At 40.7% G+C, this 16,089-nt stretch carries 13 protein-coding genes and 1 tRNA gene; 6 read left to right on the forward strand and 8 right to left on the reverse strand.

All coding sequences use genetic code 11. From position 1 onward, the window contains the following. Position 1: 1 nt before the first annotated feature. Both EDC41_RS13840 and EDC41_RS13845 read left to right on the forward strand, forming a co-directional pair. Entirely contained in the window at positions 2-637 is a 636-nt protein-coding gene (locus EDC41_RS13840; RefSeq protein ID WP_237027465.1) for a serine protease, read from the forward strand. Between the two features lie 9 nt (positions 638-646). After that, complete coding sequence (locus tag EDC41_RS13845; RefSeq protein WP_075271724.1) at positions 647-1,462, forward strand: autotransporter outer membrane beta-barrel domain-containing protein; 816 nt, start codon at positions 647-649, stop codon at positions 1,460-1,462. Between the two features lie 86 nt (positions 1,463-1,548). On the opposite strand, the gene pdxY is transcribed toward EDC41_RS13845, so the two are convergent. Then, a complete protein-coding gene (gene pdxY, locus EDC41_RS06815; RefSeq protein ID WP_006250342.1) occupies positions 1,549-2,409 on the reverse strand; it encodes a pyridoxal kinase PdxY in 861 nt (286 codons plus the stop codon). 118 nt (positions 2,410-2,527) lie between these two features. Here pdxY and EDC41_RS06820 point away from each other — a divergent pair. After that, a tRNA-Thr gene (locus EDC41_RS06820) sits at positions 2,528-2,603 on the forward strand. 94 nt (positions 2,604-2,697) lie between these two features. Here EDC41_RS06820 and accA read toward each other — a convergent pair. From accA to EDC41_RS06835, 3 genes are read right to left on the reverse strand one after another with little or no spacing between them, the layout of a single operon-like run. Beyond that, positions 2,698-3,651 (reverse strand): acetyl-CoA carboxylase carboxyl transferase subunit alpha, encoded by a 954-nt coding sequence (gene accA, locus EDC41_RS06825; protein ID WP_006250341.1) that lies wholly within the window; start codon positions 3,649-3,651, stop codon positions 2,698-2,700. Positions 3,652-3,704: 53 nt separating this feature from the next. Continuing rightward, complete coding sequence (locus EDC41_RS06830; RefSeq protein ID WP_006251914.1) at positions 3,705-5,129, reverse strand: multicopper oxidase domain-containing protein; 1,425 nt, start codon at positions 5,127-5,129, stop codon at positions 3,705-3,707. Position 5,130: 1 nt separating this feature from the next. Further along, the gene (locus EDC41_RS06835; protein ID WP_006250339.1) at positions 5,131-5,865 is read right to left on the reverse strand and encodes a 1-acylglycerol-3-phosphate O-acyltransferase; all 735 of its coding nucleotides are present in this window, start codon (positions 5,863-5,865) and stop codon (positions 5,131-5,133) included. A gap of 146 nt (positions 5,866-6,011) precedes the next feature. On the opposite strand from EDC41_RS06835, the gene tpx reads away from it, so the two are divergent. Then, entirely contained in the window at positions 6,012-6,509 is a 498-nt protein-coding gene (gene tpx / locus EDC41_RS06840; RefSeq protein ID WP_006250338.1) for a thiol peroxidase, read from the forward strand. A gap of 84 nt (positions 6,510-6,593) precedes the next feature. On the opposite strand, the gene yidC is transcribed toward tpx, so the two are convergent. The 3 genes from yidC to ydiJ all read right to left on the reverse strand — a co-directional run bounded on the left by yidC (position 6,594) and on the right by ydiJ (position 12,218). Continuing rightward, a complete protein-coding gene (gene yidC, locus EDC41_RS06845; protein ID WP_006250337.1) occupies positions 6,594-8,219 on the reverse strand; it encodes a membrane protein insertase YidC in 1,626 nt (541 codons plus the stop codon). A 152-nt stretch (positions 8,220-8,371) separates the two neighbouring features. Further along, positions 8,372-8,797, reverse strand: a complete 426-nt coding sequence (locus EDC41_RS06850) for a hotdog fold thioesterase (protein ID WP_006251915.1) — start codon at positions 8,795-8,797, stop codon at positions 8,372-8,374. A gap of 328 nt (positions 8,798-9,125) precedes the next feature. Then, positions 9,126-12,218 carry a D-2-hydroxyglutarate dehydrogenase YdiJ gene (gene ydiJ, locus EDC41_RS06855; RefSeq protein ID WP_061888606.1) on the reverse strand — a complete coding sequence of 1,031 codons (3,093 nt, stop codon included), beginning with the start codon at positions 12,216-12,218 and terminating at the stop codon, positions 9,126-9,128. 421 nt (positions 12,219-12,639) lie between these two features. Between ydiJ and ompA the strand changes: the two genes are divergently transcribed. Beyond that, on the forward strand, positions 12,640-13,758 hold the full coding sequence (gene ompA / locus EDC41_RS06860) for a porin OmpA (RefSeq protein ID WP_020824288.1): 1,119 nt from the start codon (positions 12,640-12,642) through the stop codon (positions 13,756-13,758). 65 nt (positions 13,759-13,823) lie between these two features. Here the strand turns inward: ompA and matP are convergent, their stop codons facing one another. Continuing rightward, complete coding sequence (gene matP / locus EDC41_RS06865; RefSeq protein WP_006248769.1) at positions 13,824-14,270, reverse strand: macrodomain Ter protein MatP; 447 nt, start codon at positions 14,268-14,270, stop codon at positions 13,824-13,826. A 92-nt stretch (positions 14,271-14,362) separates the two neighbouring features. Between matP and EDC41_RS06870 the strand changes: the two genes are divergently transcribed. Further along, positions 14,363-16,000, forward strand: coding sequence for an AAA family ATPase (locus EDC41_RS06870; protein WP_006251918.1), 1,638 nt, complete (start codon positions 14,363-14,365; stop codon positions 15,998-16,000). The last annotated feature ends 89 nt before the right edge of the window (positions 16,001-16,089 follow it).

Raw genomic sequence — 16,089 nt, forward strand, 5'->3', positions numbered from 1 at the left:
TTTGTTTAGATTGATTTTTGACACTCATATTCTAAACGGGAAACTCTCACTTTTTAGAGTGAATTGTCAGATCAAGTCTGATCTTCTACACTTAAACGGCTCTACTTTATCACTAGCTGCGGTAAAAGAGGGTAAAGCTCAGTATGTGACCCAAAAAGGTTTATCAATGAGTGCTATTACTTCTGATTCCGCAATTAAGGGTAACTTTGCTGCAATAGAAACCTCAGGGTTATTAACTGCGACGGCGGAAAAAACCAATGAGAATGAAGTAAAAGCAACAGTTAGCCGGAAAAATGTAGCAGACTATGTAAACGAAAACACCTCTGGTGATGCAATGTGGAAAAATGTCGCGACTGCTTTAGAGAGCTCATTTTCGGCATTGGATAACCAAATTGAAGGAAATAATGGTTCTACAAATGCTACAAATGATGAATTCGCACAACAAGCGGCTACTTTACAAAACAGTATTGCAAACATCAATACGCAAAGTGTGGTTTTAGATAGCTTATCTGGTCAAATTTATGCGTCTGCGCAAGCGCTTACTTTTGAAAACTCAGAAACAGTGAATAAAGATCTCTCTAACCGTCTTGTAATGTTAGGAACGCTGGATAATGTAGGTGAGACTGCTGGTGTGTGAGTAACGGGTATTTATGGGAATGGTACTCTAAAAGAAATAGGGTTTGGTGAAGGTAAAACCAATACCTATGCTGGCCAAATAGGTTTTGATAAGCCAGTTACAGACCATGTGATTTTAGGTGCGGCACTTAATTATTCTAAAGCAAAAGTGAACTTCGATCGTTATGGCGGTAGTTCAAAAGCAGATGGAATAGGTGCATCATTATATGCCCGTATAGGCAATAAGCATAAAACACCTTGGTATTTACAAGGTCGAGCCGGTTATGGCAGTGTTGATTCAGATGTAGAGCGTCATATTATTTTGGCGGATAATAACGCAAGTACAGCAAAAATCAACCACCGAGACAGAGTGTTTTCTGCTTATGTCGAATCAGGCTATGACTTCAAGCAAGGTCGCTTTGCGTTAACTCCATTTGTCGGTTTTAGTCATGATGTTGTCAGACGTGGCGCATTCAGTGAGCAAAACAGTCAATTTGGTCTCACCGCGGACAAAGCAACCTATAAACAAACAAGCGGATTGATTGGTTTACGAACATCTTTAGAGGTGAATTTAGCTGGGATGAAAACGACTTTCCAAGGCTATGTAAATCATCAAAAAGCGTTTAATCGAGAAGATCTTAGCTTTAAAGCAAGTTATACAGGTTTACAAGATGCAAAATTCGACGTAAAAGGTATTGGGCTTGCAAAACATAAAACGTGGGTAGGGATTGGTGCATTGGCGGAAGTAAATAAAAATACTTCCTTATATGTGAATTACGACCTTAAACTCGCAAAAAATAGTGGTCACAACAACGTTGTGACTGCTGGGATTAGAATTAATTTCTAACTGAATCTTTTTAAACAAAACGGGCGTTTATACGCCCGTTTTTTTATAGTTATAGAGATAATAATGTTATTTTATACTTCATTTAATTAGGCAATCTTTACAGCTTGGTAACTACACTGTGGATTAACAATCCGATCACGAGAAGCAATAATTTGTAACTCATAAAGCCCTGATCTAGCGGTTTGTTCCATTACCTCATTGACCGCATTTGCAGTGTGTTCAAAGGCTTCTAGATCGGATTTTCCATTTAATAAGTTCGCCACAAATAGCCCTGCGGTTAAATCGCCTACACCGACAGGTTCTTTGGCAAATTGGTAGAGTGGGCGGCTGATGTGCCAAATGCCATCTTGGTTGGCGAACAGCATTTCAAATTTGTTGCTCTCTTTGCCGACTCGGCTTAAATGTTTAACCAATACTTTTTTCGGGCCTTTGGTTAAAATCACTTTCACTGCCTCGACCGCTTGCTCAAAATTTTCCACCGTTAAACCGGTTAATTCTCTTAATTCCACTAAATTTGGTGTGATAATGTCGGCTTGTGCCATTGCCAGATTGATCAATCCCTCTTTTACGCCGTCTGCCACAATGCAGCCTTTGTCGGGGTGTCCCATTACCGGGTCGCATACATAAATTGCGTTTGGATTTTCCGCTTTCACTTTATGAAAAGCCTGAATAATTTCGGCTACTTGTTCTGCCGAGCCGATATAGCCAGAGAGTACGGCATCGCAACGATGCAGTTCACCGATATTGTGAATGCCATCAACAATGCTACCGATTTGTTCTTTTGGCATCACCATACCGCCCCATTTTCCATATTGGGTATGGTTGGAAAACTGTACGGTATTTAACGCCCATACATCAACACCTAACAGCTGCATAGGAAAAGTTGAAGCCTTATTGCCGGCATAGCCGTAGACAACGTGCGATTGTATGGATAGTATGTTTTTCATTCATTCACTCCTTTAAAATTTCAATATGTGTTGTTTTTTAGTCATTTGAAGTTGCAAGGACTTGAAGCTCATCAAGAAATCTCTATAATCCCGCCTCGTTCTCTTATCCATTCAATATGCCGACTTAGCTCAGTAGGTAGAGCAACTGACTTGTAATCAGTAGGTCACCAGTTCGATTCCGGTAGTCGGCACCATCACCTTTATTTTCTGATGAGTCCCCTTTAATGTAAAATGGCAAGATTTTGCAAATTTTCACAAAAATCTTACCGCTTGTAGGGTGAAATTGAATTAGACGTAACCGTAATTCATTAAGCGTTGATAACGGCGTTCCAGTAAATCCTCTTTATTAAGTTGATCTAACCCTGCCAAATCTTCAACAATACGCTGTTTAAGGTTTTGGGCGATTTGTTCAACATTGCGATGAGCACCGCCTAAGGGTTCCGGCACGATGTTATCAATCAGCTCAAGCTCTTTTAAACGAGGGGCAGTTAAACCCATTACTTCTGCTGCCGTTGAGGCTTTATCGGCACTTTTCCACAGAATCGAGGCACAGCCTTCAGGTGAAATTACCGAGTAAGTTGAATATTGCAACATATTGACCTTATCGCCCACACCGATCGCTAATGCACCGCCCGAGCCACCTTCGCCAATTACCGTACAGATTACTGGCACGGAAAGTTGAGACATTTCACGCAGGTTACGGGCAATCGCTTCTGACTGACCACGCTCTTCCGCACCAATGCCCGGATAAGCTCCCGGTGTGTCGATAAAGGTGATGATTGGCATATTAAAGCGTTCTGCCATTTCCATTAAACGTAACGCTTTGCGATAGCCTTCAGGAGCAGGCATACCAAAGTTACGTTTCACTTTCTCTTTTACGGTACGACCTTTCTGATGACCGATAACCATCACCGGACGTCCGTCCAGACGGGCAATACCACCGACAATCGCTTTATCATCGGCAAAGGCACGGTCGCCTGCCAGTTCGTCAAATTCAGTGAAAATATGCTCAATATAATCTAAAGTGTACGGGCGATTGGGGTGGCGTGCCATACGGGAAATTTGCCACGCATCTAAATTAGCAAAGGTTTTCTTGGTTAATTCCTCGCTTTTCTTTTGTAAACGCTTGATTTCATCATCAAGATTAATTTTGTCATCTTGCTCGCTGACTGCTCTTAAAGACTCGATCTTGGCTTCCAATTCAGCAATCGGCAATTCAAAATCTAAAAATTCTTGGCTCATTCTATTTTCCTTTTTATGGGCAAAATTATGGGGCATTATCGCTTATCAGTCGGTTATTGTCCATTTTCAATTACGCTAAATTGACCCATCGTACCTCTATCACGCAGCATAAAATCGCTCACGCCAAAGGTAAATGGCAGTTGCTCAGGGGCAGTATTATCAAAGCGAACCAACAGCGTGATTTCTTGCTCCGCCTCGAGCCAAACGGTGTCCCGCCACGCAAGTTGTTTGATAGGGTATTGCTTGCGGTTTAGGGTTTCAATAATGAATTTTGCACCTTGTAGCGTAAATCCGACCGCTTGTGTGCTATGTAAATACCAACGCTCAATGCTGCCTTTTTGCGCGGTAAAATCAATGCGTTTTGGGTCAAACCGCTTTTGGTTGATTAAATAATCAGCCGGACGAATGGCAAAACGTCTCTCTTGGCTGATTTTCAGGTTAAATTCCTCTAAGTTGAAAGCCGGTAAACTCGGTTTATTATTCAATACCGCTGCCATTCCTTCAGGGCGAAGCTCTAAAATCACGTTATCATTCAATTCGTCGTTGTCAGCAAAGACCTGCCCGATTTTGTAAAAAATATCTCTTTTTTGACCGCTTATCAGCGATACCGCTTTCCCTTCGCTTAAATCGACCAACACTTCCACCCTTTCACTCGGTGCAAGTTGAACCGATTCGGTTTCAAGTGGCTCTGCCAGCATTCCTAAGCCGGTGGCGATTAGGTACAACGGCTGCTCGTTATCTAAGCGTAATTCATAAGCACGGGAAAGTGAGGCATTGACGATCCGCAATCTGACCCAGCCACGAGGCACGTTAAAATAAGGCGATTCCTGCCCGTTGACAAATAATCGCTTACCGAAAAATTGTGAGGTGTTTTTATCTAACACCTGTACGCCGTCTTTGTTGAGAAGCTGGTCTTGCAGAATTAACGGAATGTCGTTCACGCCATATTTATTCGGTAAAGTGGCTTTTTTGCTCTGTTCATCTTCAATCATCCACAAGCCGGCTAAGCCACGATACACTTGGAATGCCGAGTTGAGCATTGTATCGGCGTGATACCAACAAGTACAAGCCGGTTGATTGATAGAAACAATCGGCGACCAGCTACTTTTGGGGTCAAGGGAACGATGCACCGTGCCAATCATCTCACTTGAGGCTTGCAATCCTTGAATATTCATTGAGATTTTTTGCGGTAAATTATTGAGATAAGTTAATTTGACAAAATCCCCCGATTTTACCCGTACGGTTGGGGCAAGATATTGCCCGTTCACACCCCATACATCAACCAATTTGCCTTTATCAAATTGGGTTTGTGCGGGGCGTAAATCCAACCGAACCGGCTTTCCTCGCCCAATATCCATTAAAGGCGGAATGTTCAGTTGCGGTCGCTCTGCTGCTAATAGCGGTGTTGGCACTGTTGCAAATCCAGCCGCAAGGGCAGAGCCTTGTAAAAATTGGCGTCGGGTGATCTGTTTTTTCATATTAGGCGTTTTTTGCAGTGTTTTCTAACTGTTCGACTTCTTGATTAAGTTGTTCAAATTTTGCCAACATAATTTGATGGCACTTTTCCATCAGTTCTTTGACGTTTTCACGGGAATAGCCTGAAGTATCAATCGGATCAAGCATTTCACAGATTACTGTGCCGTTATTTGAACGGTTCAAATCCACTTTATTGTGTAAATTAGAGCAAACTACCGGCACAATCGGCACGCCGGCAGAAATGGCTAAATGGAATGCACCGGTTTTAAATGGCAGTAAACCACGCCCACGGCTACGAGTACCTTCCGGGAACATCCACACCGACACATTGCGTTCTTTCACGATTTGCCCTGCTTTATTCATTGTTTCAATCGCACTGGAACGCTTTTCACGGTGAATAAAAATATTGCCGGTTGCCCAGTAAACCAAACCGAAAAACGGAATCCAAATCAGGCTTTTTTTGCCGATACTCACCGTCTTTTCTGCCACCATTGAGGAAATCGTTACCATATCGTAATTGTTTTGATGATTGCCGATATAGACAACCGGATAGTTAATTTCCGGCTTTTTGCGGGTAATTAATTCCAACCCGACTAATTTATGCAAAGCACCAAACCAACGAGCTACCACACCCACGCTACTTGGGTGACGTAAACGCAGTAACGCATAAATAGTGCCAAAAATAGAAATGAAAATAGCGGCAAGGGCAACAATTAAAATACGAAAAATTTTTAACATAATGGAATAACCTTAAAAATAAATTGTCTAGGAGTATAGCAAAATAAGGTTATTTTCTAAAGGCTATCCACATTAAATTGATAGTTTCCTATTTTGCAAAAAATCGGTATATTTAAACCGCTTGTTTATTTGATAAGGAGAAAAAAATGAGTAAAGTGACTTTAGCAGGAAGCCCGATTGATGTTGCAGGCACATTTCCACAAAAAGGCGATGTGGTTGCCGATTTTACCTTAGTCAACAGTGATTTAAGTGATGTTTCGCTTTCCGATTTTGATGGCAAACGCAAAGTGTTAAATATTTTCCCAAGTATTGACACCGGCATTTGTGCCACTTCTGTGCGTGTGTTTAATCAAAAAGCGGCTGATGTAGCGAATACGGTTGTCCTTTGCATTTCAGCGGATTTACCTTTTGCCCAAGCACGTTTCTGTGGAGCAGAAGGAATTGAAAATGCCAAAGTATTATCCAGTTTCCGTCATCGTGATTTACACAACAAACTGGGGGTAGATATTATTTCAGGTCCGTTGGCAGGCTTAACTTCACGTTCAGTAATTGTGTTAGATGAAAACAACAAGGTATTACACAGCGAATTAGTGCCGGAAATTAAACAAGAGCCGGATTATGAGGCGGCGTTAGCGGTATTATAATTTGCAGAATTATGCTGGAAAATAACCGCTTGTAAAGCAACAAAAAGCCCGTTGATTCAATTCAACGGGCTTTGTTTTTAGTGATTATTTCTTACGAGAGTGTAAGCCTTTTTTCTCAAGGTTACGGTAAATCAACCATTGCTGTGCAATCGTGATTAAGTTTGAGGTTAACCAGTAAAGCACTAAGCCTGATGGGAACCATAAGAAGAACACGGTAAAGATAACCGGCATAAAGGTCATTACTTTTTGTTGTACCGGGTCAGCTACCGGTGTTGGCGACATTTTTTGTAACAAGAACATCGAACCACCCATTAATAAAGGCAAAATGTAGTATGGGTCTTGTGCCGATAAGTCTTGAATCCAGCCGAAGAAAGGTGCGTGGCGTAATTCTACCGCTTCCATAAATGTCCAATATAAAGCAATGAAAATCGGCATTTGGATTAAAATTGGTAAGCAGCCACCCATTGGGTTCACTTTTTCTTCTCTGTAGAGTTTCATCATCTCTTGGCTCATACGTTGGCGGTCGTCGCCGAAACGTTCACGCATTTCAGTAATGCGAGGTTGTAACATACGCATTTTTGCCATCGAGGTGTATTGTGCTTTGGTTAATGGGTAAAGAATGGTTTTCACTACAATAGTGACACCGATAATTGCCAAGCCCCAGTTGCTTACGATTTTTTGAATTGCGGTTAGTAACCAGAAAAGCGGTTTAGCGATAAACCACGCCCAGCCGTAATCTACGGTTAAGTCTAGGTGATTTGCTGATTCGCCCATTTCTTTCTGATCTTTAGAACCTGTCCAAAGTTTGCTATTTAAATTAGCCTCTGAATTTGGCGCAATCGTAGTTAAAGGGCCACGGTAACCGATAGTTGCTACCCCATTATTGGTGCGTGAATAAAGGCTGTTATCCGCATCTTGGTTTGGCACCCAAGCAGACACGAAATAGTGCTGTAATACCGCAATCCAACCCGCTTTGGTGTCCACGCTTAAGTTGGCTTTTTCCATATCTTGGAAACTGTATTTTTTGTAGTTGGTTTCTGAAGAAGAATAAGCCCCGCCGGTGTAAGTCGGCATGGTTAAATTGCCGGAACTTTCAACTATAGAGTGTTTTAATTGCCCGTAAGGCTGAACTTCAATCGCTTGTGCAGTATTATTTTTGATATTGAAGTTTACCCCAACATCGTAGCTACCACGTTTTAGCGTGAAAGTTTTGGTGTAAACCACACCCTCTTTTTCAAAGGTTAATGGTACAGAAATTTCATTTTGCCCTTCGGCTAATTTGAAGCTATCTGCCGTTACCGCATATTGTGGGCGACCGGCATTGGTATCAATCCCGTTTTTACCCACTAAACCGCTTTGAGCAACGTAGATTTTGTCGCCGTCTTGCTGTAATAGTTTAAATGGCGTGTTAGAGTGTAATTCAGCATTGTGTTTTAACAAATCTGAGCCGATGACATCACCGCCTAAGGTATCAATAGTCAGACGTAATACATCGCTTTCCACGGTAATGGTTTTACCTTGCGTGATGCTATCTGCGATTGGATTATTGGCATTGGAAGCAGACGGAAGATCACCCGCTTGTTGGGTTTGTGCTGCCACTTGAGCTTGTTTTTGTGCTTGAATTTCAGGATCAAAATCTTGTTGCCATTGTGTAAAAATCAAAATAGACACAAGAAATAAACCCATTAGCAGTAAGCCACGATTATTCATGTTGGAATTCTCTTGTTAGTAATGGATAAAAAGAAAGGTATTTTATAATAGGTTAGCTTGTTTTCCAAACGCCTTTTATGAACAAGCGGTCGGATTTTCCAAGTTTTTTGCAAAATTTTCGGAGAATTTGACCGCTTGTGGAGAATAAGAAACTAACGTTTATCTAAGGTTTTGGTGGAAAGGCGAGCAACTGCACACAGGTTACCTTGTTCGTCTTTAATGTCGATATTCCAAACCTGTACTTCACGCCCTAATTTCAGCGGTGTAGCTTTGGCAATCGCTTTTGTGCCTGCCGGAATCGATTTTAAATGGCTGATGTTTAGCTCCATTCCCACCGCAATTTGATGGGGTTCACACACCATTAACGCCCCTGCATTGGCAGTAGTTTCCGCGAGTGCTGCCGATACACCGCCGTGCAATACGCCAAACGGCTGTTGAGTGCGTTCGTCCACCTGAAGCTGTGCTTCAATCCAATCTTCACCGATAGCGGTAAATTCAATCCCTAAGTGTGACACCGCCGATTTTTGGCTGAGTGTGTTTAATTGTTCACAAGTTGCTGTTTGCTTCCAAATGGTCATTATTATTTCCTGTCTAATAAAAAAGCTGTCTATTTAGACAGCTTTCATTATCTCTTTGAGCGAAACATACTACGCCAATAGTACATTGTTTGGTCGCCCATATTACCTTAAGCCATATAGCACTAAGGAGGTGATTTATGTGAGAAAATCAGAAGTTTTCTTTCTGGTTGCGTTGCTAATATTATTAGCAACTTCCGCTAGCATTAAAGTACTCACCATACTTGATGTGCTAGTTTGGTTATTCGCTAGATAACCTAAAATCAGACAGAGGCAGGCTGGTTACCTGCCTCGCTTTTTATTCTAAGTCCTTTTAGGTTACATTTCAACCTTAAATCACGTCCAGCAACGCTTGAATTGGGTGTTTAATGCCTTGTTGTTCAAAACGTTTGACTTGCGAGCGGCAGGAGTAGCCGGTTGCTAGGCAACGCTCAAGCGGTTTATTTTTTAATTTAATTTGCCATGATTGCTGATAAATCGCTTTCGACATTTCAACGTGTTTGGTTTCGTGTCCGAACGTGCCTGCCATTCCACAGCAACCGACATTTTCATTGAGTAAGGTTTCACCAAAATGGGCGAAAATAGCTTGCCACTCTTTCATTGAGCTTGGCAAGGCGGTGGATTCGGTGCAGTGAGCAAATAAATACCACGGCAAGCGGTCGGAATTTGCCGATTTTTTGCAATTTTCCAGCTCGCCGTTTTTAATCACTTCCCTTAACCATTCGTGTGCCAATAAGACTTTGAAATCCCCCCGAGCTTCTTTGAGGATCTCTTTGTATTCTTCACGATAAAGCAAAGTTAAGGCAGGATCGACAGCCACCATCGGTAGCCCCAATTTCGCCACACGGTTTAAAAAATCGGCTTGGTTTTTCGCTGTTTTCGCAAATTTATGCAAAAAGCCTTTAACGTGTTGTGCTTTACCACTTGGCTTGAATGGCAACACAATCGGCTTAAAGCCTAATTTTTTAATGAGAGCGATAAAGTCTGCCACCACTTTGGCATCGTAATAAGAGGTAAACGGATCTTGCACAATAAACAAGGTTTTGCAATTTTTTGCAGAAAAATCACCGCTTGTAGCTTGTTGTTCAAGGCTTTCTAAGCTCTCGCCTTGGTAGCCGACTTCCACCAACTGATGTTGCAGATTTGGCACTGACAATGCCGGCAAATAGGTCATTCCAATGGTTTTGTTTGCAGCTTTTTCGGCAAAAGTTGAGGTGCTGAAAAAGTTAAAAAAACGTGGTTGTTTCGCCATTAAAGGGGCGATAAATTCTAAGTTTGAGACCACATAATCTTTCAGTGGTCGCAAATAGCGGCTGTGGTAAAGCTCGTTAAATTGCGATCTGAACGTCGGTACGTCAATTTTGATTGGGCATTGGCTGGCACAGGCTTTGCAGGCAAGGCAGGTGTCCATCGCCGCTTTGACTTCGTGTGAAAAATCATACTCTTTGTTTTTATTGAGCGTGTTGCGAATTTTTGCAACAAAATCAGCTAATTTGACCGCTTGTTTGCGAGGTTTGAAGATCAAATCGTCCGGCGAAACGTTTTGTTCGGTAAGTAATCTGAGCCATTCACGCACAAGAGTAGCCCGCCCTTTCGGTGAGTAAAGACGGTTGCCCGAGACTTTCATTGAAGGGCACATCGTGCTGTGTACATCAAAGTTAAAACATAGCCCGTTGCCGTTACAATTCATTGCTCCTTTAAATTCTTCTCGCACTTGGATTGGAATTTGGCGGTCAAAATCGGCTCGCATTTGTGAGTCAATCGGGTAGAGCGAGGTTTCGCTTTCTAATGGTGTACAAATTTTACCTGGGTTCAAGCGATTGTACGGGTCAAATAAGGTTTTGATGTAACGGAGTTCTTGCCACAAAGTTTCGCCAAAGAAACGTTCGCCGTAGTAAGAACGCATACCTTTGCCGTGTTCGCCCCAAATCAAGCCACCGTATTTGGCGGTGAGTTCGACTACTTGGTCGGAAATTTGCTTAAAGGTTTCCACTTGGGCTTTGTCGCATAAGTCAAGAGCAGGGCGAACGTGTAGCACGCCGGCATCAACGTGGCCGAACATTCCGTAAGGCAGATTATAGCGATCTAATAAAGCTCGAAATTCCACGATGTAATCGGCAAGGTTTTCCGGTGGCACAGCGGTGTCTTCTACAAAGGCGATCGGTTTTGCCCAGCCTTTGGCATTGCCTAGCAGGCCTACGGCTTTTTTCCGCATTGCGTAGATTTTCTCGATAGAATTTACATCACTCGTGAGTTGGTAGCCGATAATCCCGGCTTCATTATTTGCCATTTTTTGATCAAGGCTTTGGCAGAGTGCTTTCACTTGGGTTTCAATTTGAGTCTGATCGCTTGAGGCATATTCAACAATGTTAATCCCTAAAATCGGGTTGGCTGGGTCTTCGGTTAATAAATCTGACACCGAATGCCAGACGATATCTTGCTTGGCAAGATTGAGCACTTTGGAATCAACCGTTTCCACCGATAAGGCTTTTGCCTCTAACATAAAAGGAGCGGAGCGTAAGGCGGCATCAAAGGAATTATATTTAATATTAATTAAGGTGCGATATTTGGGAATCGGCAGTAAATTCAGTTTGGCTTCGCAAATAAAGGCAAGCGAACCTTCAGAACCGGTTAAAATACGGGTAAGGTTAAATTCGCTTTCACCATGGTTAAACACATTTTTTAAATCATAGCCGGTAATAAAACGGTTAAGCTGAGGCAGTTCGTTCAGCACTTTGGGGCGTAATGTTTTGCAACGGTTGAAAATTTCACGGTGCAAGGTTTTGCCGAGAGCGGAGAGATTTAACCCTTCAATATGTGCAAAAAAATCGGCAGATTTGACCGCTTGTGTCTCTAAAATATCGCCGTTAATAAGCACAGATTTGATGGCAAGAATATGATCAGATGTTTTGCCATATTGCAAAGAACCTTGCCCAGAGGCATCGGTGTTGATCATTCCGCCTAAAGTCGCTCGGTTACTGGTAGAAAGTTCGGGGGAAAAGAAAAGTCCATGTGGTTTTAAAAATTGATTGAGCTGGTCTTTCACCACGCCAGCCTGCACTCGAACCCAACGCTCTTCCACATTCAGTTCCAAAATCTGATTCATATGGCGGGAGAGATCAACAATAATATTATTGTTAAGAGATTGCCCGTTAGTGCCTGTGCCACCGCCTCGTGGAGTAAAAGTTAAATGTTGATATTCTGGCTTTTGGGCAAGTTTGGTTAGAATTACGACATCAGAAACGGATTTCGGAAACAGAATAGCTTGCGGAATTTGCTGATACACGCTGTTGTCTGTTGCCAGTGAAAGCCTATCTGCATAATTTGATGCAATTTCCCCACTAAAATGCTGATTGACGAGTTCAGTTAAATAGGATTGGGTGGCTTTATCCAGTTGCGGTACTTCAGAGAGTCTAGGTATCATAAGCTGTGTTTGGTTTTTTATAATAAAAGCACTAAATTTTGCTTATCTTAGCAATTTTTCTAAAAATTGGGAATGGAATATCAATTTGATTAAATAGTGTTCGAAAAATGGTTTTTGGTTAAAATATAGACAAATTATTACGTTTCTATACATTTCATCAGGAAAAAACGATTGATTTTTCGAAAATGAAACCACATAATGACAATATTCTTGCTCAATCTAAATTAGAACAAGAATGTTACTCAGAAGATAAATTTTATACAAAAAATCTGTTTTTAGATAAATCTTTGTATAATAGCTTCTGACATTAGCTATCTTGCTTCTTATTATAATGTTGAAGCATAAAGTTAAAGTTTTAATACTTTTTGTGGGTATTAAGAATTTATTTTAATCGATGACAATATTTAAGAGGATCATCAAAATGAAAAAAACATTAGTTGCATTAGCAGTATTATCAGCAGCTGCAGTAGCTCAAGCAGCTCCACAAGCTAACACTTTCTACGCAGGTGCTAAAGCTGGTTGGGCATCATTCCACGACGGTTTAACTCAATTTGACCACGAAGGAGATGGTGGTGGATTCGATCTTAAATACGGTATTAACCGTAACTCTGTAACTTACGGTGTATTCGGTGGTTACCAAATCTTAAACCAAAACAACTTTGGTTTAGCGACAGAATTAGGTTATGACTACTTTGGTCGTGTTCGTGGTAACACTACATTTGCTGATGATAAAGAAAGAACTGCGGCTAAACATTCAGCTCACGGTGCGCACTTAAGCTTAAAACCAAGCTACGAAGTTGTTCCTAACTTAGATGTTTACGGTAAAGTAGGTGTTGCATTAGTTCGCAACGATTACTACGTACAACAACGTGTAGATAAAGATTCACGCATTAAAGCTCACAACTTAAAACCATCTCTATTATTAGGTGCTGGTCTTGAGTATGCAATTACTCCTGAATTAGCTGCTCGTGTTGAATATCAATACTTAAATCGTGTTGGTAACGTAGATAAGGCAGTTCGTAAAACAGTTAGTATTCCAACAGGTACAAATTTCCAATACAGCCCAGATATCCACTCAGTATCTGCAGGTTTATCATACCGTTTCGGTCAAGGTGCAGCACCAGTTGAAGCACCAGAAGTTGTAACTAAAAACTTCGCATTCAGCTCTGATGTTTTATTTGATTTCGGTAAATCAAGCTTAAAACCAGCAGCAGCAACTTCTTTAGATGCAGCACACGCTGAAATCAGCAACTTAGGCTTAGCAAACCTAGCTATCCAAGTTAATGGTTACACAGACCGTATCGGTAAAGAAGCATCTAACTTAAAACTTTCACAACGTCGTGCTGAAACAGTAGCTAATTACATCGTTTCTAAAGGTACTAACCCAGCTAATGTAACAGCTGTAGGTTACGGTGAAGCAAACCCAGTAACTGGTCACACATGTGATGCAGTTAAAGGTCGTAAAGCATTAATCGCTTGCTTAGCACCAGATCGTCGTGTTGAAATCCAAGTTCAAGGTTCAAAAGAAGTAACTATGTAATATAGTTATTCAGTTGAAAAATTGAATCAAAAAAAGCCCGCTTGTTAGTGGGCTTTTTTCTTTTTTTATTTCAGTAAATCTTTTAAACTTGATTTCATTTTAGCAACTTGCTCTAAGTAAAGTTGTTTATTTTCGAGTTCATCGGTTAATTTGACAATAGCTTCAGAAAGCGTTAGTTTTTGGCTTTTGGCATATTTAGAGAGCCTTAACCAGCTCGAATACTCTAAATCAATGGATTTTTTCTTGGTTGTTTGCTTTTCAGCATTAAAGAAGCGTTTGCGTTTGGCGCGTACTGATTGACGCATTTTCTTACGTTGCTCAGGCGTCATTTCCGACTTAATCCATTTTTCCACTTCGTCCGGAGAGTTTTGCAAAGTAGAGAGGAACTGAACTTTTAAATCGATCAAGCTTTGTTCTTCGTACTTAGTAATATTTTCTCCTTCACGATGTTTTTTTAGGAGATATTGCCATTTCCAAGTTGTTTCTTGGGTGATGAGTTTCTGATATCGCATAATCTGAATATGATAGGAAAAAGTAAGCTATATTTAGCAAGTATAGCGGAATTTTGTATAATAAACCAAATTTTCAATAATGAGGCAGATTTGTGACCCTTTCTTTACTTAGTAGCCAAAAATTAGTAATGCAAAATGATTTCTCTCGTTTAGATGAGAAATTGAATTTTTTAGATTTTCAACCTCAAGCAAAACAAGCGTTAAATCAATTTTTACAATCTCAGTTTGGTGCTTTATTAGTCTTAAAATCTGAGATTTTTCCGGAATTTATCAATGAAATCACGGAATATCTGAAAAAATATAGTGTAGATCTGCCGATTATTAGCAAAATGGATTTCAATAAAAATAGTCTATTTGGTTATTCTGTGTTTTTGGAAAGAGAGCTGAAAACAGAATATGTTAAAGGTGCAATTCACGAGGCAGATAAGGGAATTTTAATTGTTAATATCCGTTCGCTCTTATTGGATATTACCCAATGGGATAAGCTAAAACAGGCATTATTATTTGGTGAATATGAGCCAAATTCTGTTAATCACTCACCCTATTTATCGGCTAAAGAGAAATCAACATTTAAATTGATTTTAGTAGGGGAAAGAGAAGATATTTCTACTTTATCTGCTTATGATGATGGGTTGTACCAATTTGGGCAATATACCGAAATAAAATCCTACTTATCATTATCGGATAATGTGGAGCAGTGGGGAGGTTATGTTCAGAATTATGCTGAGAATCTCATCAATAAGCGATTAACTTCCACAGCGCTTAATCAATTTTTACAGGCCTATATACGTGAAAGTGAAAGCCGAGAGTTGGTGTCTATTTCCCCTACATTATTGAGAAAACATTTATTAGGAATTCAAAATTTTTACCCAAATGTGACCGAAATTGACGAGGTAAAAGGTTATTTTGATTATTTAGAACAGCAATCATCGATATTAAATCAATATACGGTGGGTGATATTCTGACTAATCAACTTTATATTGAAACCGAAGGAGAGGAAATTGGGCAGATCAATGGCTTATCGGTCATTGAGTTTGAAGGCATTCCGCATAGTTTTGGCGAGCCCTTACGCATGAGTTGTAATGTACAATATGGTGATGGCGAAATTACAGATATTGAGCGTAAAGTGGAGCTAGGGGGAAATATCCACTCCAAAGGTATTATTATCGCTCAATCTTGTTTAGCGAATCTGTTAGAACTACCAACCCAGTTACCGTTTTCAGCTTCGATTGCTTTTGAACAATCCTATAGTGAAATTGATGGGGATAGTTCTTCTCTTGCGATTTTCAATGTACTAGTGAGTGCCTTAGCTAAAGTTGGCTTGCCACAATCTATTGCGGTGACAGGTGCTATCGATCAATTTGGGAATGTGCTAAGCGTGGGCGGGGTAAATCAGAAAATTGAAGGCTTCTTTAATATTTGTCACGCTCGCCAATTAACGGGGAAACAAGGTGTGATTATTCCGGCGGCCTGTGTTAGCCATTTGAGTTTAAGTTCAGAAGTTGTTGAGGCAGTGGAGCAAGGTCTATTTAAAATTTGGACGGTGGAAAATGTGTTTGATGCCATAGCGATTCTGTTTGAGCGGGATTTTTATGATGATGAGAAAGCCCCTAACTCAGCCCAAACAGCATTATTTACCTTGATTCACCAGAATCTAGATGAGCGGGAAAGTGAAGAAACAAGCGGTTCATTTTTAAGCAAAATTTGCAAAAAGATAAAGCTAGACTGATCCGACAAGTCAGCTTACAACTGTTCACTGAATTAAAAGTCTGTTACTATCAGCCTGATTTATCAGTTATTGATATAACAGGCTTTTTT

Origin of the sequence: Mannheimia haemolytica (genome assembly GCF_004342115.1) — a bacterium.
GTDB classification, from domain to species: Bacteria; Pseudomonadota; Gammaproteobacteria; order Enterobacterales; family Pasteurellaceae; genus Mannheimia; species Mannheimia haemolytica.